We start from the raw sequence: 20,296 nt of genomic DNA, 5'->3' as shown, positions 1-20,296 counted from the left end.
GTCACCGTTCCACTGTATATGCCCGCCGGCTCCCCCGGACTGGCCCGCACTTGCTGTCGTTTCCGGCCCTCACACGACAACAAGTGGCAGCCAGCCGGGCTGTCACAGGTTTCGGGGAGCACGGATGCCCTCTATAGACTTGGGGCATGACTGAGACCGCTTCTTCCGCTGTGCCCGCCGACTCCCGCTCCGCCTATGGCTACGGGCTCGCCACCGTGTCCACCCGCAACGGTGAAGGCACCGTGCTGGACGTGTGGTTCCCGGCACCGGCCCTGGGCACCGCGGCAGAGAACCTGCGGGACGTCGAGTCCGCGGACCCGGCCCTGACCGAGATCGCCGCCGGCGGGGACGACGCCGACCGCGGCACCGAACAGAAGGTCGTCTTCGTCCAGATCCACCTCGACGAGGCGCCGGCGGACACCGCTGACGCCTACCTGCGCCTGCACCTACTCTCGCACCGCCTCGTCCTGCCCAACAGCATCAACCTCGACGGCATCTTCGGCAAACTCCCCAACGTCGTGTGGACCAACTTCGGGCCCGCCGCCGTCGAGGGGTTCGAGCTGACCCGCGCGCGGCTGCGCAGGCGCGGTGCCGTCACGGTTTACGGCGTCGACAAGTTCCCGCGGATGGTCGACTACGTCATCCCCTCCGGCGTCCGGATCGCCGACGCCGACCGCGTCCGCCTCGGCGCGCACCTCGCCGAGGGCACCACGATCATGCACGAGGGCTTCGTGAACTTCAACGCCGGCACCCTGGGCACATCCATGGTCGAGGGCCGCATCTCCGCCGGCGTCGTCGCCGGTGATGGTTCCGACGTCGGCGGCGGCGCCTCAATCATGGGGACCCTGTCCGGCGGCGGCAAGGAAAAGGTCTCCCTCGGTGAGCGCGTCCTGCTCGGCGCAAACTCGGGGGTGGGCATCAGCATCGGCGACGACTCCGTGGTGGAGGCGGGCCTCTACGTCACCGCGGGAACCCGGGTCCGCGTTCTCGGCGGCAAGGACGCCGACGGTGCGGAATCCGCCAAGATCGTCAAGGCCGTGGAACTCTCCGGCGTGCCCAACCTGCTGTTCCGGCGCAACTCCTCCACCGGCGCGGTAGAAGTCCTCCCGCGCAGGGGCCAGACCGTTGAGCTCAACGACGCGCTGCACGCCAACTAACATTCTTGCCGGAGCCCGGGGCGGACACACCGCCCCGGTGGATCGGCGTGGGAACAGACCGGCCCGGAAGGGCCCGAGGGAGTAGTTACGTGGCACGAAAAGGCAGCTGGCGCCGACGAATCGTTCTCCTGCTGACCCTTGCGCTGGTAGCGGGGGGCATCTACACGGCCGTGGCATTTTTGCAGCGCTCGGAAACGCTGATTACCGAACGCTGCACTGCAGACGGCGGCGATGGGGAGGATCTCGCCCCGGACCAGGCCTCGAACGCTGCCCTGATCTCCGCCGTGGCGGTCCGGCGGGGACTGCCCGCCCGGGCCGCCAGCATCGCGCTCGCCACAGCCATGCAGGAATCCAAGCTGCGCAACATCGGCCACGGCGACCAGGCCGGGCCGGACTCGCGCGGCCTGTTCCAGCAGCGGCCCTCGCAGGGCTGGGGCACCGCGGCGCAGGTGATGGACCCGTATCACGCCAGCAACGCCTTTTACGACTCCCTCGTGAAGGTCCCCGGATACCAGTCCCTGGAGATCACCGACGCTGCCCAGCGAGTCCAGCGCTCCGCCTACCCGGCCGCCTACGCCCAGCACGAGGTGATGGCCAAGGCGTTTGCCTCCTCGCTGACCGGCCAGACCGCCAGAGGCCTGGATTGCTCGCTCCGGGCCCCGGACGAGGCGGGGGATGCCGCCGCCGCGCAGGAGCGACTGACCGCGGCCTTCGGCCAGCTGCCGGCCTCCGCCGACGGCAGGACGCTGACGGTCGAGGCGGACGGAGCCACTGCCTGGGCAGTGGCTCAATGGGCCGTGGCCAATGCCAAAGGGCTCGCCATTGTGCAGGTAGAGGCGGATGGCCACTCGTGGACGCGGCAGGACCGCAAAGGCTGGCAGGCCGCCGACGTGCCGGCCGGACAGATCAGGGTGACCGTCGCGGAGGCGCCGGCAGGCTAACGCCGCCCTCGTCAGCGCGCGTCGGCAGCTGAACTCAGACGAGCACGTCCACTACCGGCTGGACGTAGCTGCGGAACAGCTCAGGCTGGGACACCAGGCTAGAGCTCATGATGATCTTATCCGGCTCGAGGTACCAGGCCCGGGGCTCCGTCAGGGGCAGCTCAATGATGGTCAGGGTGAAATCACGGGCGGCGCGGTCAACCGCGAGCAGCCGGTCATCCACCATGTCCTGGAGCAACTGCACTCCGCCGCCCGCTTCACGCTCCGCCTCCATGGTGGCGTACTCGCTCCGGCGTTCCCGGGCCCAGGACAGCGCCGCGCCGAAGTGCGCCTGCAGCACGCGCCGCAGGGCCGGTGAGTTGCTGAAGGCCCGGAAGCCCGGCGGCCCCAGTTCCGGGGACATCTCGGGGTGGGCCTTCAGGAGCTGGTCCCACCAGGCTTCCCACTCGGTCTTGAGCGCACTGGGGCCGCCAACATCGGCGACGAGATGGGCGTGGTCCGAAGGCCGGATTTTGGGTAAGACGTGACTTAGTGCCGGATGCCCAGCACTGTCCAGGCCGGCGGCGTCGCGGATATAGAGTGCAATAAGCATGGGGCCCGAAGTGTCCATGGTGATCCGCCAGCCAGGTCCGCCTGTGTGGTGCATCCGATTGCCTCCCTTGGCAAGAAGTACGGTTCCAGTGTATTACCCAACTTGACGCACGTTAATGGCTCATCGAGTGCTGCCAAGCCCCGCAAGATGGGATTCCAGCACGTCCCCGCACATCTGGGCCGTCATCCATTCAGGTTGCAGCAGGGCGTGCATCGTGAGGCCATCCAGCGTGGCCAGGAGCCGCTCCGCTTCGGTGACGAGCCGCTGCTGGTCGATGCTCCCCGGCCCGGCGGCAGTGCCGCCGGAGGGGGCCAAATCCATTACCACCCTGCCCACGATCGCAGCTACGGCCCGGTGGCTGCGGTCCGCTTCCGCGGCCAGGAACAACTTCGTTCTGGCGGCGTTCTTGAAGGCCATCCAGACGCAGGCATCGAGGGCCCGCTCCTCATCAAGGGGCAGAAACTCGCCCAGCAGTGTTAACACACCCTGGTGGTGTTCCGCGGTGCCAGGCGCGAGCTCGCCGAGGCGCTCGTCTGCGGCCGCCAGCCGGCCCACGATCCGGTCCACCACGACGCCGAACGCATGGCTGAGCAGCTCATCACTGCTGGCGAAGTAATGGCGGACGGATCCGACGGCCAGTTCCGCCTCGTCGGCGACTTCCCGGAGGGAGGCCCTTTCGAGTCCGTCCGCTGCGACGATCCTGAAGACCGCCTCGACCACTTCCTGGCGCCGCAGTGCGGCGTCGACAAATTTGGGCATTGGTCCTTTTTAGCACGGATGTGCCTGCACGACGGCGGGACGCACCGGCGCACCGGCGCAGGGGCGCAACGGCGCAGGGGCGCAACGGCGGCTGACGGCACAACGACGCCGGCCGCGCACCCAAGCTGAAGGGTGCGCGGCCGGCGTCGTTGTGCCATGGTCCTCGCGGATTAGACGGAAGGGTAGTTGCGCTCCGGCTCGCCGATGTAGAGCTGCCGCGGGCGGCCGATCTTGGTGTTGGGATCGCTGATCATTTCGCGCCACTGGGCAATCCAGCCCGGCAGGCGGCCGATCGCGAAGAGCACGGTGAACATCTTCTCGGGGAAGCCCATGGCCTTGTAGATCAGGCCGGTGTAGAAGTCCACGTTGGGGTAGAGCTTGCGCTGGATGAAGTAGTCATCGTTCAGCGCCTTCTCCTCCAGCCGCATGGCGATATCCAGCAGTTCGTCGTTGCCGCCGAGCTTGCCGAGGATCTCGTGGGCCGTGGCCTTGACGATCTTGGCGCGCGGGTCATAGTTCTTGTAGACCCGGTGCCCGAAGCCCATGAGACGGACGCCGTCTTCCTTGTTCTTGACCTTCTCCATGTAGTCCTCGGGCCTGGTGCCGTCTGCCTGGATTTGGCGAAGCATCTTAAGCACCGCCTCGTTGGCGCCGCCGTGGGCCGGACCGAAGAGGGCGTTGATTCCGGCGGACACGGAGGCGAAGAGGTTGGCGTTGGAGGAACCCACCAGGCGGACGGTGGACGTGGAACAGTTCTGTTCGTGGTCCGCGTGCAGGATGAGCAGGAGGTCCAGCGCCTTCGCGACAACAGGGTCCACCTCGTAGTGCTCCGCCGGGAGTCCGAAACTCAGGCGCAGGAAGTTCTCCACGAGGTTGTGGGAGTTGTCCGGGTACAGCATGGGCTGGCCGACGCTCTTCTTCAGGGCGTAGGCAGCGATGACCGGCATCTTGGCCAGCAGCCGGTACGTGGAGACTTCGACCTGCTCGGCGTTGAACGGATCCAGCGAGTCTTGGTAGAAGGTCGAGAGCGCGGAGACGGCCGAGGACAGCACGGGCATCGGGTGGGCGTCACGAGGGAAGCCGCTGAAGAAACCCTTGAGCTCTTCGTGCAGCAGGGTGTGGTGGCGGATCCGCTGGTCAAAGGCCTCCAGCTCGGCGGGGGTCGGCAGGTTGCCGTAGATCAGCAGGTAGGAAACTTCCAGGAAGCTGGAGTGTTTGGCGAGCTGTTCGATCGGGTAGCCGCGGTAGCGCAGGATTCCGGCGTCACCGTCGATGTAGGTGATTGCGGAGGTGGTTGCCGCGGTGTTCATGAAGCCGGGATCAAACGCGACGGCGCCGGTCTGCTTCAGCAGCTTCGAAACGTCGTAGCCTTCGTTTCCTTCTACAACCTTAATGCGGGGCAGTTCGAGCTCGCCGCCGGCATAGCTCAGGGTCGCGCTGTTGGTCTCGGTCATGGAGTCTCCTCTTGAGGCGTCGGGGCCTCTGTCGAAAGCTGGTCCAACTTCTGGTGAAGCCTCCCACGGAACCCGTACTTCCGGATGTTCCAAAGGCCGGCCTGACTTCTTGTGGAAAGCCACCATTGATAGTCAGTTAAAAACTACCGGCAGATTGCGGGTGGCACTAATCCAAGGCTGTCCGGGACTACCCGAAACGCACCACTTGTGGCACGTTTCACAGTATTGTTACGGCCCGGTAGCCAGCCGTGCGGCCGCAGCGTCGATCCGGTCATCGCTCGCGGTCAGCGCGACCCGGATGAATCCGTTGCCGGCGTCGCCGTAGAAGACTCCAGGGCCGACGACGATCCCTCGCTCAGCGAGCCGGCCCACGGTCTCCCAGGTGGCTTCGCCCGCGGTGGCCCAGAGGTAGAGTCCGGCCCGGGATTCGTGGATCTTCAGGCCGAAGTCCTCCAGGGCCGGCACGATCCGTTCGCGGCGGCCGCGGTAGAGATCCTTCTGCGCCTGGACGTGGGCGTCGTCGCCGAGGGCTACCCGCATGGCCTCCTGGACCGGGTACGGCACGATCATGCCGGCGTGCTTGCGGCTGTTGACGAGATTCGCCATCAGGGCAGGATCGCCGGCCACGAAGGCGGCCCGGTAGCCGGCCAGGTTGGACTGCTTGCTCAGCGAATACACGGCCAGGAGTCCCTCGTGCGAGCCTGCCGAGACCTGCGGGTCCAGGATGCTGGGAATCGGCGCTCCGCCGCGCTGGACATCCCACTCCCCCCAGCCGAGTTCGGCGTAGCACTCGTCCGAGGCGACGGCGGCGCCGAGCTCACGGGCCTGCCCGACGATGCGCCTCAGCGAGGCGATGTCCCGGACGGTGCCGGTCGGGTTGGCCGGTGAATTGACCCAGACCAGCCGAACCCGGCTCCGGGTCGCGGCGTCGAGCTCGTCAAGATCGTCCGCGGCGATCTGTTCGGCGCCGGCGAACGTGGCGCCGATGTCGTACGTGGGATATGCAACGGCAGGCCGGACGACGACGTCGCCCGGCTTGAGGCCCAGCAGGAACGGCAGCCACGCCACCAGTTCCTTGGACCCGACCGTGGGCATCACATGCTGCGGATCCAGCCCGGGCACGCCGCGGCGGCGGTCAAACCACGCGGCCACGGCTTCGCGGAGGGCCGGCGTCCCGTGGACCGTCGGGTAGCCGGGGGCGTTGGCCGCGGCCTTCAACGCTTCCTGAATCACGGACGGGGTGGGGTCAACCGGCGTGCCGATCGAGAGGTTTACCGCTCCCCCGGGGTGCTCCGCCGCCCTGGCAAGGTACGGCGCCAGTGCCTCCCACGGGTAGTCGGGCAGGCTGAGGCCGAAGCTGCGCAGCGCAGATGTCACCGGGACGCCCGCCTTAGTTGTCTTGGTTCTGCGGCGGCAGGGCGGCGATCATGGGGTGGTCCGTGTGGGTGTTGCCTACCTTCGCGGCGCCGCCCGGGGATCCCAGGACGTCAAAGAACTCAACGTTCGCCTTGTAGTAGTCGGCCCATTCCTCCGGAGTGTCATCCTCGTAGTAAATGGCCTCGACGGGGCACACGGGCTCGCAGGCACCGCAGTCCACGCACTCGTCCGGGTGGATGTACAGGGAACGCTCACCCTCATAGATGCAGTCGACCGGGCACTCTTCAATACATGCCTTGTCTTTGACATCTACACACGGCTGCGCGATTACGTACGTCACGTCCAGACCTCTCCACGTTGGTTCCGGCGGCCTGCCGGACAATGTTCCCGGCCTGAGCGCCGGACTACTGACTTCCGAGCCTATTATCTCCCAGCCTGTTCCCGCGAACCTAGCCGGGCGTCACACGGGCCGCGTCCGTCGAGCATGCGCTCCCAGTATGCGCCGTCCTAGTATGCGTCGTCCTAGTATGAAGACGTGACCTCCGATCTGCCCGCGCCCCAACAGTTCCTCTCCGCCGCCGCGCTCGGCACCCGCGTCGTCGTCAGGTACCGGATCGAGGGCGGACTGACGGACGCCCTGGGCGAACTCGTGAACCAGTCCGACGGCGGATGCACCGTCCGCACCCGGCGCTCCGACGTGGTGATCCCGCTGGCCCTCGTGGTGGCCGCGAAACAGGTCCCGCCCGCACCGCCGCGCCGCGGGCCGGCCGGACATGCCCTCCCCTAAACGTGGCCAATGGACATTTAGCCACCATGTCCATTCCCGGCCGCGCGCGTTGGACATGTCCCCGAGGTTTGGCGGGCGAACGCTGGGCATGTCCAGCGGGGGGCCGTTCACGCGGGACATTCCAGGCGGGCAGGACGCGAACTCCGGAGTGCATGTCCAGAGCTACGCGGGGACGGACAGTTTGTTCAGTGCCTCGCGGACCATGGCGATAAACTCCTCGGGCCGGTTCAGAAGTAACGAATAGCTGACGACGAGGGTCGGGATGCCGCGCCTGGTTGCTACGTTCCAGCGACGCCGGTCCTCCTCGAAGCTTGTCCGGTCCATATGGAAGCCCGCACCGTCCGTCTCAATGCCAAGCCTGCCGTCGACCATGAGATCAATGTGGCCCATTCCGGGGACGTTGACCTGGGACTCCACATGGAAACCCGCTCTACGCAGCCAGTACCGGGCCATGCACTCGATGATGGACTGCGATTGCGGCACGATCCTGGCCACCATCCGGCGCGACCTCATGTCATTGCGGCCGGCCAGGCGCTGCCGCAGAGCGGACAGTGGCAGGCCTTTGACGGCGACGGCTGACTCGGCAATGACCAGACCGTGCAGGTCCGGCAGGCATCGCAGGCTCTTCACGACAGTGTCCAGCAGGGTGGGCGGCGCAGCGGACCGGTGGCAAACGAATCCTGGATATCGGCGGCTGTGGGGCACCGCAATGTGAGGTTTCCCGGGCGGTTCAAGAACCCAGAGGCCCTGAAATTGCGCCGCCGTGGCACATGCAGGCTCGGCCGGCAGCGACCGGATGGCGATGAGCCCGGCGTCGGCGCCAGAGACCGCGTAGACGCCGCGGGCCACCCGGGAGACTGCACCCGAGGCCAGGGCCGACTTCAGCTGGAAGTCTGAGACGCCCGCAGCAGCAAGATGTTTGGCGCGGGCGACGCCGTCGTAATGCGAAAGAACTTCAGTGACATTGACCATGCGGACATCATGGGGCCAAATCAAGAGGTAGCGACAGCGCCGTGAACCCCTATGTGCAAAAGAGCATGCCCCCCGTTCCGGACGGGCTTGGGACATGCTCTGAGATCAGCGTTGGACATGCTCTGCGGTCAAGGCTGGGCATGTCCCCCGGAGGGGTCAGCGGATGGACATAGTGCCTTTGCGCTCACCCGCTGCCTGGAAGAATGGGCATGTCCCGCGGGGTGGAGGCTGGATGGGGCCGGACATGCCCTCCCCTGACCGTGACCAGCGGACATGTAGCCAATATGTCCAATCCCGGCCGCTACCGGGGGACATGTCCAGCTGTGGCCGGGCACCGGGCCCTACCCTTGACGCGCCCGGTAGCGCCGGCACCACGCCAACATGGCTACGGTGACCGCCGCGATGCCGAAGATCCAGATGTTGCCGGCGGCGTCCCCGATGACCAGGCGCTTGCCGTTCCCCAGGGTGGACCACCAGCCGGTCAGCGCGTAGCAGAGCGCGCCGCAAGCCGCCGTCGGAATGACCGATCGGAAGGCAGCGCCCAGCCACAGCTCCACAGCACCGAGCAGCAGCAACGCTGCCAGGGCCCCCCAGGGAAGCGCGACGCCGGCCAGCAGCACATCCTGCCGGTGCAGTGCCGTACCTGCGAGGGCAGCAAAAAGAGCTGCCGGCACGGCGGCGGCGATGCCGCCTGCCATACCGGCAGCTCTCTTGGTCACAACGGATCCGTTGTTTCAGCGGTGATCGCCGGAACTAGGACTTGGCGCGGGCCCGGTTGGACTTGGCGCGCTGGTTGACGTCCAGGATGAGCTTCCGGATACGGATGGACTCCGGGGTGACCTCAACGCACTCGTCTTCGCGGGCGAATTCGAGGGACTCTTCGAGGGTCAGGTCGCGCGGGGGCGTCAGGTTCTCGAAGGTGTCCGAGGAAGCGGCACGCATGTTGGTGAGCTTCTTTTCCTTGGTGATGTTGACATCCATGTCGTCGGCGCGGGAGTTCTCGCCGACGATCTGGCCTTCGTAGACCTCCGAGGTGGGCCTGACGAAGAAGGAGCCACGCTCCTGCAGGTTGATCATGGCGAACGGCGTCACAACACCGGCGCGGTCCGCGATCATCGAACCGTTGGTACGGTACTCAATCGGACCTGCCCAGGGCTCGTAGCCCTCGGAGATGGAAGCCGCGATGCCGGCACCGCGGGTGTCCGTGAGGAACTTGGTGCGGAAACCGATCAGGCCACGGGCCGGAACGATGAACTCCATGCGGCACCAGCCGGTGCCGTGGTTGGCCATGTTGGTCATCCGGCCCTTGCGGGCAGCCATAAGCTGCGTGACGGCGCCCAGGTACTCTTCCGGCACGTCGATGGTCATGTGTTCCATCGGCTCGTGGATCTTGCCGTCGACGGTCTTGGTGACAACCTGCGGCTTGCCGACGGTCAGCTCGAAACCTTCACGGCGCATCTGCTCGACGAGGATGGCCAGCGCCAGCTCGCCACGTCCCTGGACTTCCCAGGCGTCGGGGCGCTCCGTGGGGAGCACCTTGATGGAGACGTTACCGATCAGTTCCTTGTCGAGGCGGTCCTTGACCTGGCGGGCCGTGACCTTGGCACCCTTGACGCGGCCGGCCAGCGGCGAGGTGTTGATACCGATGGTCATGGAGATGGCCGGATCGTCGACGGTGATCAGCGGCAGCGGCTGCGGGTTGTCGACGTCGGTCAGGGTCTCACCGATGGTGATGTCCTCGATACCGGCGACGGCGACGATCTCGCCGGGTCCGGCGGACTCGGCCGGAACACGGTCCAGGGCCTTGGTGGCCAGCAGTTCGGTGATCTTGACGTTCTTCATTTCACCGTTGGCACGCGCCCAGGCGACGGTCTGGCCCTTGCGCAGGGTGCCGTTGTAGATGCGCAGCAGCGCGAGACGGCCCAGGAACGGGGACGCGTCCAGGTTGGTGACGTGGGCCTGGAGGACACCGTTCGGGTTGTACGTCGGCGCCGGGATGTGCTCGATGATGGCCTGGAACAACGGTTCCAGGTCCTCGTTATCCGGCGCGGAGCCGTCGGCGGGCTGTTCGAGGGAAGCACGTCCCACCTTGGCTGCAGCGTAGACGACCGGGACGTTCAGGATCTTGTCCAGGTCGAGGTCCGGGACTTCGTCGGCGAGGTCGGAGGCCAGGCCCAGAAGCAGGTCCATGGACTCGTGCACGACTTCTTCGATCCGCGCGTCGGGGCGGTCGGTCTTGTTGACCAGGAGGATGACCGGCAGGTGCGCGGCCAGGGCCTTGCGCAGCACGAAGCGGGTCTGGGGCAGCGGGCCCTCGGAAGCGTCAACGAGGAGGACGACGCCGTCGACCATGGACAGGCCGCGCTCAACCTCGCCACCGAAGTCGGCGTGGCCGGGGGTGTCAATCACGTTGATGGTGATGGTCTCGCCCTTGGAGGACGGTCCGTTGTAGGCCACGGTGGTGTTCTTGGCCAGGATGGTGATGCCTTTTTCGCGTTCCAGGTCGCCGGAGTCCATGACCCGGTCCTCGAGGTGGTTGTGCGCGGCAAAGGAGTTGGTCTGCTTGAGCATGGCGTCGACCAGGGTGGTCTTGCCGTGGTCAACGTGGGCCACGATCGCGACGTTGCGCAGGTCACTGCGCGATGCAGTGGCTACCGCGGTGTTGGTGGTGGTTTCAGACATGCGTTATTGCTCGATTCAGTGGTGAAGTCAGCTGATGTATCGCGACATTTCCAACCGGAACGCACGATGGATAAGCCCCTTTGGCACAGGGCACCTATACCCAGTCTAAGCGCTAGGGCATTTATTGGCCTAAAACCCCCAATCCGGGAGGGAACCGCTAGGGTGATCAGGGCGCGGCATTGGCCCGCTACCCGTGATGAAAATCACGGTATTCTCACAGGTCCATGCCCCACTATGGCTGTGTCAACAGCAAGCCAGCCCGGAGACTCAATGCCCAACGCCTCGGCCCTGCTCCGCCTCGTCGCACCTCTGGTCGCCGCGGTCCTCGTGCTGGGCGGCTGCGGCCAGAGCACCCAGTACAACCCCGACGTGTGTGCGGTGAAGACGGACCCGTCTGCCCCGGCCGGCGGCGCCCCTGCCAAATCGGAGCCCGCCAAGATGCCGCCGTGCTCCGTCATCACGAATCGGGCCGGCGGCCGCGAAGAAGTGGTCCTGGCCAATATTCGGCAGACCGCACTGCTGATTGGCGACTCGCAGTCCGAGCCCGTGGTGAGTTGGCCCCGCGAGGCGCTGACCGCAATGGGGTACGACGTTTTCTTCTGCGGGGCCGGTGGTACAGGATTCGTGGCCGGGAATAACCGAACGGGAAACTACATCGACGCCCTGCAGCGCGGCGACTGGCGGCTGCCCTATGGCGACCCGCCCCTGATCGTGGTCCAGGGCGGAGGCAACGACGCCGCCATCGGCGCCAGCGATCAGCAGATCGCGGACAACGCGGACCGCCTCATTGCCGTCCTAAAGCAGCGCTACCCCGGAGCTACCCTGGCGATGGTCGGCACGCTGGCCCTCGGCGCGGACCACGGCGGCGGCCGCCGCACCGAGGTCGACACCCTGCTCGGCCGGGTCGCGGCCCGCCACAAAATCCCGTTCGTCAGCGTCGGGGACTGGATGTCAAAGTACGACGTGCTCAAATTCGCGGCCGACGGCGTCCATCTGAGCGTAGAGGGCCACCAGGAGCTGGGCGCGGTGCTGGGCGAGAAGTTCAAGGAGCTCGGACTCCATGCCCGGCCTCCGGGCCTCAGCACCGGCCAGTAGCCACCCAACGCCAGTAGCCACCCACGCCAGTAGCCACTCAACGCCAGAAGCCGGCGCCCGCCCCAACAGGCGGACACCGGCTTCGGTGCGGGGGGTGCTGGCGCAGCTGCACCCCCCGGGTCAGGCAGGATAAGTCAGGCTACGGCAACTTCCGGCGGCAGCATCAGGCGCGCGCCGGGGATGGCGTTGAGCAGTGCCTTGGTGTAGTCCTGCTGCGGCGCGTCGAAGACGTCGTCGGTGGATCCGGTTTCGACCAGCTTGCCCTGCTCCATGACACAGACGTGGTCCGCGATCTGCCGGACCACCGCAAGGTCATGGGTGATGAACAAGTACGTCAGGCCCAGCCGCGACTGCAGTTCGGCGAGCAGGTTCAGCACCTGCGCCTGCACCAGGACGTCCAGGGCCGAGACGGCCTCGTCGCAGATGATCACTTCGGGGTCCAAGGCCAGTGCGCGGGCGATCGCGACGCGCTGGCGCTGGCCGCCGGAGAGCTCATTCGGGTACCGCTGCATGGTGGACTGGGGCAGCGCCACCTGGTCCAGGAGTTCCCGGACCTTCTTCTCGCGGCTGGCCTTGTCCCCGATCTTGTGGGTCCGCAGCGGCTCCTCGATGGTCCTGAAGATGTTGTACATCGGGTCCAGCGAACCGTAAGGATCCTGGAAGATCGGCTGCACCCGGCGCCGGAAGGCGAAGAGTTCCTTGCTGTTCAGCGTGGAGGTGTCCACGCCGTCGAAGATGATCTTGCCGGAGGTCGGCCGCTGGAGATTCAGGACCATCTGCGCCACCGTGGACTTGCCGGACCCCGACTCCCCCACGATCGCCGTCGTGGTTCCCCGCTTGACGCTGAAGGAGACGTCGTCCACGGCCGTGAAGTCCGTGGACTTGCCCAGGCCCGAGCGCAGCTTGAAGACCTTCTTGAGGTTCTGGATCTGCAGGATTTCGTCGGCCTTGGAAGGCTTGACCACGGCTGTTTCGGTCGGGGCGAGCATGTCGTCGGTTTCCACGCCGAGCTCCTTGGCGGCCTGGATGCGCCGGGACGCCAGCGACGGCGCCGAGGCCACCAGCCGCTGGGTGTAGGGGTGCTGCGGGTTCTGCAGCAGCTCCAGCGACGGCCCGGATTCGACGACCTGGCCGCGGTACATGACCACCACCTGGTCGGCACGCTCGGCGGCGAGGCCGAGGTCGTGCGTGATCAGCAGCACAGCGGTGCCCAGCTCGGTCGTCATCTTGTCCAGGTGATCGAGGATCTGGCGCTGCACGGTGACGTCGAGTGCCGACGTCGGCTCGTCCGCGATGAGAAGCCGCGGCTGGCAGGAGAGCCCGATCGCGATCAGCGCGCGCTGGCGCATGCCGCCGGAGAACTCGTGCGGGTACTGCTTGGCGCGGCTTGCGGCATCCGGCAGCCCGGCCTGGGACAGGACCTTCGCGACGTCGTCGGGACCGCTGGGCAGGCCGTTGGCTTTCAACGTCTCGCGGACCTGGTCCCCGATCTTCCACACCGGGTTCAGGTTGGACATCGGATCCTGCGGGACCATGCCGATGCTGTTGCCGCGCAGTTCGATCATCCGCTTTTCGCTGGCGCCGGAGATGTCTTCGCCATCGAACAGGATCTGGCCCGCCGAGACGCGGCCGTTGCCCGGGAGCAGGCCGATTGCGGCCAGCGCGGTGGTGGACTTGCCGGAACCCGACTCGCCCACAATCGCGACGGTTTCGCCCGGCATGATGGTGAGGTGCGCGTTGCGAACGGCGTTGACCTCGCCGTTGCTGGTGGTGAAACCGATTGCCAGGTCCTTGATTTCAAGCAGCGGGCGCTCAACGGCGTCGTCCGCTTCCTGGATTTCAACAGAGGCGCTCATGGTGTCCCCTTTCATCGCTTGCGGGCTTTGGGATCGAGCGCGTCACGCAGGGCATCGCCCAGCATGATGAAGCTCAGGACGGTGATGGACAGCGCGATGGCCGGGTAGAGCAGCGGCATCGGGTTGGATCGGAGCGAGGCCTGCGCGGCCTGGATGTCGTTGCCCCAGGACATGACGCTGGGCGGCAGCCCGATGCCGAGGAAGGACAGCGTGGACTCGGCCACGATGAACGTGCCCAGGGAGATGGTGGCCACGACGATGATCGGAGCCAGCGAGTTCGGCAGGACATGGCGCATGAGGGCACCGAACTTCGAGACGCCCAGCGACCGGGCTGCCGTCACGAAGTCGGCGTTGCGGACCTCGATGACAGCACCACGGGTGATGCGTGCGATTTGCGGCCAGCCGAAGACCACCAGGATGAACACGAGCGTCCAGACCGTCCGGTTCGTCCGGAACATCGGCAGCTGCATGAGCACGATCGCGCCCAGGATCAGGGGCAGGGCGAAGAAGATGTCGTTAATGCGGGCCAGGACGGAATCGATCCAGCCGCCGTAGTAACCCGCCACGGCACCTATGATGCCACCGATCAGCAGCACGCCGAGGGTGGTGAAAAGCCCAACCGTCACCGAGGAGCGCGTACCGAAGATGACGCGGGCGTAGACGTCGCAGCCCTGCTGGGTAAAGCCCAGGGGGTGGCCTGCGGCGGGGCCGGCGTCTGAGTTGGCCAGCTGGCACGCCTCAGACGTCGGGTCGATCGGCGAGAAGAGCCCCGGGAAGAGCGAGACCGCCGCGACCACCAGGATCAGGAACGCGGAGATGAGGAAGAGCGGCTGCCTGCGCAGGTTTTTCCAGGCCTCACCCCAAAGGCTCAGCGGTGCGGCTTCGTCCTTGACCCGGTCCGTTAGCTGGAGCGGGGTCTCGGCGACATCGGCCACAAAGTGCTCGCTCCGACGGCGCGGACGGGTGGCAACGGCGTGGCGTGCGGTGGTGTTCTCAGTTGTCATAGCGGATCCTCGGGTCAAGCCAGGCGTAAAGCAGGTCAACGAGCAGGTTGGACAGGCAGTAGATCAGCACCAGGACGGTGACGATCGAGACCACCGTGGGGCCTTCGCCCGATAGCACGGCCCGGTAAAGCCGGTTTCCGACGCCCGGAATGTTGAAAATGCCTTCGGTGACAATCGCGCCGCCCATCAGGGCGCCGAGGTCGGCGCCGAGGAAGGTAATGACGGGAATCAGGGAGTTACGCAGGATGTGGACGCGGACCACGCGGAACCGGGACAGGCCCTTGGCAGTGGCGGTGCGCACGTAGTCGGCGTTCATGTTTTCAATGACGGACGTGCGGGTCAGGCGAAGGACGTAGGCGAAGGAACCCAGTCCCAGCACGATCGCCGGCAGGATGAGGTCCTGGACGGTCGCGGCGGAGCTGACGGTCGGTTTGGCCCAGCCCAGCTGGACGCCGATGGTGAACTGCAGCAGGAAGCCGAGGACGAAGATCGGGATGCCGATCACGATCAGCGAGGCAACGAGGACTGTGGCGTCAAAGAACTTGCCCTTGCGCAGGCCCGCGATGAGGCCGAAGACGATGCCGAAGACACCCTCGAAGATCAGTGCCATGATGGCCAGCCGCGCCGTGACGGGGAAGACCTCGCCCAGCACCGTGGCGATGGGGCGTCCAGAGAAGTCCTGGCCGAGGTCGAACGTGAAGATGCTCTGGAGGTAGAACAGGTATTGCATCCAGAACGGCTGGTCCAGGTGGTACTGCACCCGCAGCTTGGCGGCCACGGCCTCGTTGACCGGCTTGTCGCCGAACAGGGCCACGATGGGGTCGCCGGGGAGGCTGAAGACCAGGAAGTACACCAGGAGCGTGGCGCCCAGGAAGACGGGAATCAGTTGCAGGAAACGCCTGAGGATGTATGTCGACATCAGCGGGTCACACCCTCGTTGGCAGGCATCCTGTCCAGGGATGCGGCGGAGTTGTTCATCAAAGAACCTTTTCACTATGGATGCAGGCCGGCGCCGGTTCACTCACGGCGGCAGGGCTGCGAAAAGTTCGCCCGAAGAGCCGGGCATCAAGAAAATAAAAATGAGGGGAAGCACGACGACGGCGGAGGCCCCAAAGTGGGCGGCCCCCGCCGTCGTTATGTTCTTACTTACCGGTTACGTTGTAGTACAGCGGGACGCCGTCCCAGCCGTAGTCAACGTTGGTGACCTTGTCGCTCCAGCCGCCCTGGGCAACCTGGTACCACAGGGGGATGGCCGGCAGGTCCGTCAGGAGGATCTCCTGGGCCTTGTTCATGGCCTTGTTGCCGTCGCTGACCGACGCGGCGTTCAGACCGTCGGAGATGGCCTTGTCGAACGTCGGGTTGGCGTAGTTAGCGTCGTTGGAGCCGGCACCGGTCTTGTAGATCGGGCCGAGGAAGTTGTACAGCGACGGGTAGTCTGCCTGCCAGCCGGAGCGGATGGAACCGGTCAGCGTCTTGGCGGTTGCGTCGTTGCGGGCTTCCTTGAAGGTGGCGTACGGCTTGCCTTCAACCTTGATGCCGAGCGTGTTCTTGAGCTGGTTGACCACGGCTTCGACCCATGCCTTGTGTCCGCCCTTGTCGGCGTTGTAGGCAATGGTGAAGGTCTTCTCCGCATCCCACTTCTGGATGCCGTCTGCCTTGGTCCAGGCGTCCTTGGCCTTGGTGGCGTCGAACTTCAGGTTGTCAGCACCCGGGATCGAATCGCTGTAGCCGTCAAGCACGGGAGCCGTGAAGTCCTTGGCCGGCTGTCGTGCGCCGCTGAAGATCACCTTGGTGATCTCATCGCGGTTGATGGCCATGGAGATGGCCTGTCGGCGGAGCTTGCCGGCCTCGCCGCTCCATTCCGGGAGGTATTCCGGGATGGCGATGGTCTGGTTGCCGGCGTACGGCTTGTTGATGGTGCGCTCGCCCAGATCGGACTTGAAGTTCTTCAGCGCGCTGGTCGGGATGGTCTGCAGGATGTCCAGGTTGTTGGACAGCAGGTCCTGGTACGCGGCGTCGTCGTTCTGGAAGATTTTGAACGTCACGCCGGCGTTCTTGGCCTTGCGCGGGCCGTTGTAATCCGGGTTCGGGACGAGCTGGATCTGCACGTTGTGCTGCCAGCCGCCGTCCGCAAGCTTGTACGGGCCGTTGCCGACCGGCTTCTCGCCGAAGCCCTTCGGATCCTTCAGGGCACCGGACGGAACCGGAACAAACGCGGTGTAGCCGAGGCGCAGCGGCCAGTCGGATTCCGGCTGCTTCAGCTCGACCGTGAACGTCTGGTCGTCAACGACCTTCAGGCCGGACATGGTCTCGACCGTGGAGCCCTCGGCGCTGGCCTCGTCATAGCCCTTGATGCTTTCGAAGAAACCGCCGCTAAGCTGGGCGTTCTTGGCAGCCGCACCGAAGTTCCAGGAGTCAACGAAGCTCTTGGCCGTGATGGCCTCACCGTTCGTGAACTTCTGGTCCTTCTTGACCTTGATGGTGAAGTTCTGGCCGTCCTTGCCCTCGATGGACTCGGCGAGTTCGTTGACCGGCTTGCCGCTGGGGTCGTAGCTGACCAGGCCGGCGAAGATCATGTCGATGACCTTGCCGCCACCGACCTCGTTGGTGTCGGCCGGCATGAGGGGACGCTGGGGCTCGGAGCCGTCGGCGAGGATCACCTTGCTGGTGTCACCACCGGTGCTGCCGCTGCCAGATGCGGAGCCGCTGGCACCGCATCCGGTCAGGGCGAGAGCGGCGATAGCCACCATGCCCAGTGCTTTGGAAGTGCGCGAAAAACGCATTCCGCCTCCTATGAGTTGTGGGAGTTCGTGAGGGAAAACTTGTGCTTCCCCGTAAGCAGGCACAGGGGTATCCCCTGTGACGTGGCCTACATGTGGAAGTAGCCTAGCCGCAAATTGTCCGAATGTTGGAACTCTGTTGCCAAACCGTGATCCGACAATTCCATGACCGTTTGCGTCAAGCGCAAAGCATTTCACGTCACGCTCTACTGGCTGGTACTATTCTCCGCGACGTGATCCCGGTTACACCCGATTAACCCGTTCCGGACTGCCGGCGGCCCCCTCAGCTGGCGCCCGAAAGCAGCTGTGCGCGCAGTTCCCGCCGCTCCCGCTGCTTGTCCGGATCCGGCAGCGGAACCGCGGCCAGGAGCCGCTGCGTGTAAAGCTCCTGCGGGTTGCGCAGGATCTGGTCCCTGGTCCCCTGCTCCACGATCCGGCCGCGCTGCATGACGCAGATCCGGTCGGCGAGCACGTCCACGACGGCGAGGTCATGGGTGACGAACAGGCAGGCGAAGCCGAGCTCCTTCTGCAGGTTCTGGAAGAGGTCCAGCACCTTGGCCTGGACGGACACATCGAGCGCCGAGGTGGGCTCATCGGCGACCATCAGCTTCGGTTTCAGCGACAGTGCCCGGGCAATTCCGACCCGCTGCTTTTGTCCGCCGGAGAGCTCGTGCGGGTAGCGGTTGCGGTAGTCCCGCGGGAGCTCCACCTGATCGAGCAATTCCTCGATCCGCTTCTGCAGCCCGGCGCCCTTCGCCTCCCTGGCCAGGAACATCGGCTCTCCGATGCTCTCACCGATCGGCAGCCTGGGGTTCAGGGACGAGGACGGGTCCTGGAAGACCATGCCGACGTAACGGCGCATCTCATGCAGCTGCCGGCCGTTCCTCTTGGCGCCCGAGATATCCTGGCCGACCACCTTCATGGTCCCGGCGGCGACCGGCAGCAGGCCCACGGCGGCGCGGCCGATGGTCGTCTTGCCGGAGCCCGACTCCCCCACGAGCCCGACCACCTGGCCGGGGTAGATGACCAGGTTTGCGCCCTCCACCGCCCGGAACGCCGGCACGCGGCCCTGCTTCGGGTAGTCAATGGCCACATTGGTCAGCTCCAGGACCGGCTCGCCCTCCGGCTTGGCGGTTTCCGCGGCCGCTAGGGCGGCCGCGTTGGCGCGCTCCCGGCGGACCAGTTCCTCTTCGGGGACGGACTCGATGTCAGCGTGCGTGGCAGCGGCCAGGGCGGCCGTGACGTCGACCTCGGCCACCGAGTCCGCGCCGCCCTGCCCAAGGTGGGGGACGGCTGCGAGCAGCGCCTGGGTGTATTCGTGCTGCGGGTTGTGAAAAATCTCCGCGGCCGTGCCGCTTTCCACGATCAGGCCGCGGCGCATCACGGCGATCCGGTCGGCAAGGTCCGCGACAACACCCATGTCGTGGGTGATCAGCACAATCGCGCTGTCCAGCTTGTTCCGCAGGTTCCGCATGAGGTCCAGGATTTCGGCCTGGACGGTGACATCGAGGGCCGTGGTCGGCTCGTCGGCGATGAGCAGCTTCGGGTCGCAGGAGAGCGACTGCGCGATCATGGCGCGCTGGCGCTGGCCGCCGGAGAGCTGGTGCGGGTAGGACCGGAAGGCTTTCTCGGGGTCCGGCAGTTCCACCAGCTCAAGCATCCGCAGGGCACGCTGTTTGGCTTCCTCGGGCGAGACCTCGCTGTGGAGGCGGACGGTCTCCACGATCTGGGCGCCGACGGTGTAGACCGGGTTGAGGGCCGTCATCGGCTCCTGGAAGATCACCGCGACGTCCTTGCCGCGGACCGCCCGGATATTCGCCTCGTTCACGCCGAGCAATTCCTTGCCGGCGAGCTTGACGCTTCCTGTCACACGGCTGTTACTGGGCAGTAGGCCCAGGAGCGCCATCGAGCTGGCGCTCTTTCCCGAACCCGACTCGCCCACGATGGCGAGCACTTCTCCGGCGTGCACCTCGTAGTTCAGGCCGATCGCGGCAGGAACCCACTTCTTGTCCACGCCGAAGTCGACGCTGAGGTTGCGGACCTCGAGTACGGGTTCCCCCTTGCCGGGGGCGGGCGTGATGTCCGGGTCGAGGGCGATGAAGTCAGTCATGATGGGGCTTTCCTTCCACCCGGGCCACCGGTGCACCGGGGATTAGTGCTGGGGCTCGGAATACTGAATTATTAGGGGCATGAGCTCTGCGCCGCACGCCGGTCACGTCGAAATCTTCAAGGCCCGGACGAACAAATGGTTCGCGGGGCTGTCCTGGGCGGTGGCCGCCGTCGGCATAGTGGTCACGGCCGTGACGGCAGGTCCCGTCACATTGGCCGGCACCGCCCCCCTGTTGCTGATCGCGTTCCTGGGCTGGCAGCTGTTCTGGATGCCCGCCGTCGTGGTCCACGACGGCGGGGTCACCCTGGAAAACCCGTTCCGTTCGGTGCTGGTGCCGTGGGCAGCCCTGGTCCACGTCGATACCCGCTTTGCACTGACCCTGGTCACTGCCGGGAAGAGCTACACCTCGTGGGCCGCACCGGCGCCTGGAATCTGGGGCGGCCACAATGCCCGCCCGGGAGACCTGCAGGGCCTGCCGGCAACCACCTACGGCCCCGGCAAGTCCGTCCGCCCCGGGGACCTGAAGTCCACCGATTCGGGCCAGGCAGCCCGGCTGGTGCGCAACCGCTGGCAGGAGCTGGTGGAGAGCGGCCAACTTGCCGCGGGCGACGCCGCCACCACAGCGGTGCAGGTGACGCACCGCTGGGTGGCTGCCGGCGCCGTCGTGCTGCTCCTGACAGCCAGCTTCTGGGCAATCGCCGCGAAGTAGCGCCGGCGTTGCCGCGCCCGC

At 66.1% G+C, this 20,296-nt stretch carries 18 protein-coding genes; 5 read left to right on the top strand and 13 right to left on the bottom strand.

Annotated elements, in window-relative coordinates:
* Window positions 1-146: 146 nt before the first annotated feature.
* Window positions 147-1,157: a 2,3,4,5-tetrahydropyridine-2,6-dicarboxylate N-succinyltransferase gene (gene dapD, locus BJG92_RS04180; RefSeq protein WP_232082763.1), complete on the top strand. Its 1,011-nt coding sequence runs from the start codon at window positions 147-149 to the stop codon at window positions 1,155-1,157.
* 89 nt (window positions 1,158-1,246) lie between these two features.
* Window positions 1,247-2,098, top strand: coding sequence for a hypothetical protein (locus BJG92_RS04175; RefSeq protein WP_232082762.1), 852 nt, complete (start codon window positions 1,247-1,249; stop codon window positions 2,096-2,098).
* A 34-nt stretch (window positions 2,099-2,132) separates the two neighbouring features.
* Here the strand turns inward: BJG92_RS04175 and BJG92_RS04170 are convergent, their stop codons facing one another.
* The 5 genes from BJG92_RS04170 to fdxA form a co-directional block, all read right to left on the bottom strand.
* Complete coding sequence (locus BJG92_RS04170; RefSeq protein WP_232082761.1) at window positions 2,133-2,744, bottom strand: hypothetical protein; 612 nt, start codon at window positions 2,742-2,744, stop codon at window positions 2,133-2,135.
* Between the two features lie 66 nt (window positions 2,745-2,810).
* On the bottom strand, window positions 2,811-3,449 hold the full coding sequence (locus BJG92_RS04165; protein WP_232082760.1) for a TetR/AcrR family transcriptional regulator: 639 nt from the start codon (window positions 3,447-3,449) through the stop codon (window positions 2,811-2,813).
* 170 nt (window positions 3,450-3,619) lie between these two features.
* On the bottom strand, window positions 3,620-4,903 hold the full coding sequence (locus BJG92_RS04160) for a citrate synthase (protein ID WP_232082759.1): 1,284 nt from the start codon (window positions 4,901-4,903) through the stop codon (window positions 3,620-3,622).
* Window positions 4,904-5,131: 228 nt separating this feature from the next.
* The gene (dapC, locus tag BJG92_RS04155; protein WP_232082758.1) at window positions 5,132-6,280 is read right to left on the bottom strand and encodes a succinyldiaminopimelate transaminase; all 1,149 of its coding nucleotides are present in this window, start codon (window positions 6,278-6,280) and stop codon (window positions 5,132-5,134) included.
* 13 nt (window positions 6,281-6,293) lie between these two features.
* Window positions 6,294-6,620 (bottom strand): ferredoxin, encoded by a 327-nt coding sequence (gene fdxA / locus BJG92_RS04150; RefSeq protein WP_232082757.1) that lies wholly within the window; start codon window positions 6,618-6,620, stop codon window positions 6,294-6,296.
* A gap of 195 nt (window positions 6,621-6,815) precedes the next feature.
* Between fdxA and BJG92_RS04145 the strand changes: the two genes are divergently transcribed.
* The gene (locus tag BJG92_RS04145; protein ID WP_232082756.1) at window positions 6,816-7,067 is read left to right on the top strand and encodes a hypothetical protein; all 252 of its coding nucleotides are present in this window, start codon (window positions 6,816-6,818) and stop codon (window positions 7,065-7,067) included.
* Window positions 7,068-7,229: 162 nt separating this feature from the next.
* On the opposite strand, the gene BJG92_RS04140 is transcribed toward BJG92_RS04145, so the two are convergent.
* From BJG92_RS04140 to typA, 3 genes are all read right to left on the bottom strand, one after another.
* Complete coding sequence (locus tag BJG92_RS04140; protein ID WP_232082755.1) at window positions 7,230-8,039, bottom strand: type IV toxin-antitoxin system AbiEi family antitoxin domain-containing protein; 810 nt, start codon at window positions 8,037-8,039, stop codon at window positions 7,230-7,232.
* A 341-nt stretch (window positions 8,040-8,380) separates the two neighbouring features.
* Window positions 8,381-8,758, bottom strand: coding sequence for a hypothetical protein (locus BJG92_RS04135; protein WP_232082754.1), 378 nt, complete (start codon window positions 8,756-8,758; stop codon window positions 8,381-8,383).
* A 34-nt stretch (window positions 8,759-8,792) separates the two neighbouring features.
* Window positions 8,793-10,721 carry a translational GTPase TypA gene (typA, locus tag BJG92_RS04130; protein WP_232082753.1) on the bottom strand — a complete coding sequence of 643 codons (1,929 nt, stop codon included), beginning with the start codon at window positions 10,719-10,721 and terminating at the stop codon, window positions 8,793-8,795.
* 270 nt (window positions 10,722-10,991) lie between these two features.
* Between typA and BJG92_RS04125 the strand changes: the two genes are divergently transcribed.
* Window positions 10,992-11,816, top strand: a complete 825-nt coding sequence (locus BJG92_RS04125) for an SGNH/GDSL hydrolase family protein (protein WP_232082752.1) — start codon at window positions 10,992-10,994, stop codon at window positions 11,814-11,816.
* 134 nt (window positions 11,817-11,950) lie between these two features.
* On the opposite strand, the gene BJG92_RS04120 is transcribed toward BJG92_RS04125, so the two are convergent.
* From BJG92_RS04120 to BJG92_RS04100, 5 genes are all read right to left on the bottom strand, one after another.
* The gene (locus tag BJG92_RS04120; protein ID WP_232082751.1) at window positions 11,951-13,672 is read right to left on the bottom strand and encodes an ABC transporter ATP-binding protein; all 1,722 of its coding nucleotides are present in this window, start codon (window positions 13,670-13,672) and stop codon (window positions 11,951-11,953) included.
* An 11-nt stretch (window positions 13,673-13,683) separates the two neighbouring features.
* Window positions 13,684-14,676: an ABC transporter permease gene (locus BJG92_RS04115; protein ID WP_232082750.1), complete on the bottom strand. Its 993-nt coding sequence runs from the start codon at window positions 14,674-14,676 to the stop codon at window positions 13,684-13,686.
* Window positions 14,666-15,595: an ABC transporter permease gene (locus BJG92_RS04110; protein ID WP_232082749.1), complete on the bottom strand. Its 930-nt coding sequence runs from the start codon at window positions 15,593-15,595 to the stop codon at window positions 14,666-14,668. Before BJG92_RS04110 ends, BJG92_RS04115 begins: the two co-directional genes overlap by 11 nt.
* A gap of 223 nt (window positions 15,596-15,818) precedes the next feature.
* On the bottom strand, window positions 15,819-17,459 hold the full coding sequence (locus BJG92_RS04105; protein ID WP_232082748.1) for an ABC transporter substrate-binding protein: 1,641 nt from the start codon (window positions 17,457-17,459) through the stop codon (window positions 15,819-15,821).
* A 280-nt stretch (window positions 17,460-17,739) separates the two neighbouring features.
* A complete protein-coding gene (locus tag BJG92_RS04100) occupies window positions 17,740-19,566 on the bottom strand; it encodes an ABC transporter ATP-binding protein (RefSeq protein WP_232082747.1) in 1,827 nt (608 codons plus the stop codon).
* 79 nt (window positions 19,567-19,645) lie between these two features.
* Between BJG92_RS04100 and BJG92_RS04095 the strand changes: the two genes are divergently transcribed.
* Window positions 19,646-20,275 carry a PH domain-containing protein gene (locus BJG92_RS04095; RefSeq protein ID WP_232082746.1) on the top strand — a complete coding sequence of 210 codons (630 nt, stop codon included), beginning with the start codon at window positions 19,646-19,648 and terminating at the stop codon, window positions 20,273-20,275.
* The last annotated feature ends 21 nt before the right edge of the window (window positions 20,276-20,296 follow it).

The organism is Arthrobacter sp. SO5 (assembly GCF_020532805.1).
Lineage (GTDB): Bacteria > Actinomycetota > Actinomycetes > Actinomycetales > Micrococcaceae > Arthrobacter.
Note: the sequence above shows the minus strand (reverse complement) of the source record. Positions and strands in the feature narration are given on the sequence as shown.

Bases quoted from the DNA above. Each gene is read 5' to 3' on its own strand.
- BJG92_RS04165 (WP_232082760.1), bottom strand. From the start codon at position 3,449: ATGCCCAAATTTGTCGACGCCGCACTGCGGCGCCAGGAAGTGGTCGAG.
- BJG92_RS04160 (WP_232082759.1), bottom strand. From the start codon at position 4,903: ATGACCGAGACCAACAGCGCGACCCTGAGCTATGCCGGCGGCGAGCTC.
- BJG92_RS04120 (WP_232082751.1), bottom strand. From the start codon at position 13,672: ATGAGCGCCTCTGTTGAAATCCAGGAAGCGGACGACGCCGTTGAGCGC.
- BJG92_RS04125 (WP_232082752.1), top strand. From the start codon at position 10,992: ATGCCCAACGCCTCGGCCCTGCTCCGCCTCGTCGCACCTCTGGTCGCC.
- BJG92_RS04140 (WP_232082755.1), bottom strand. From the start codon at position 8,039: ATGGTCAATGTCACTGAAGTTCTTTCGCATTACGACGGCGTCGCCCGC.
- BJG92_RS04105 (WP_232082748.1), bottom strand. From the start codon at position 17,459: ATGCGTTTTTCGCGCACTTCCAAAGCACTGGGCATGGTGGCTATCGCC.
- BJG92_RS04170 (WP_232082761.1), bottom strand. From the start codon at position 2,744: ATGCACCACACAGGCGGACCTGGCTGGCGGATCACCATGGACACTTCG.
- BJG92_RS04110 (WP_232082749.1), bottom strand. From the start codon at position 15,595: ATGTCGACATACATCCTCAGGCGTTTCCTGCAACTGATTCCCGTCTTC.
- dapD (WP_232082763.1), top strand. From the start codon at position 147: ATGACTGAGACCGCTTCTTCCGCTGTGCCCGCCGACTCCCGCTCCGCC.
- BJG92_RS04115 (WP_232082750.1), bottom strand. From the start codon at position 14,676: ATGACAACTGAGAACACCACCGCACGCCACGCCGTTGCCACCCGTCCG.
- BJG92_RS04100 (WP_232082747.1), bottom strand. From the start codon at position 19,566: ATGACTGACTTCATCGCCCTCGACCCGGACATCACGCCCGCCCCCGGC.
- typA (WP_232082753.1), bottom strand. From the start codon at position 10,721: ATGTCTGAAACCACCACCAACACCGCGGTAGCCACTGCATCGCGCAGT.
- BJG92_RS04095 (WP_232082746.1), top strand. From the start codon at position 19,646: ATGAGCTCTGCGCCGCACGCCGGTCACGTCGAAATCTTCAAGGCCCGG.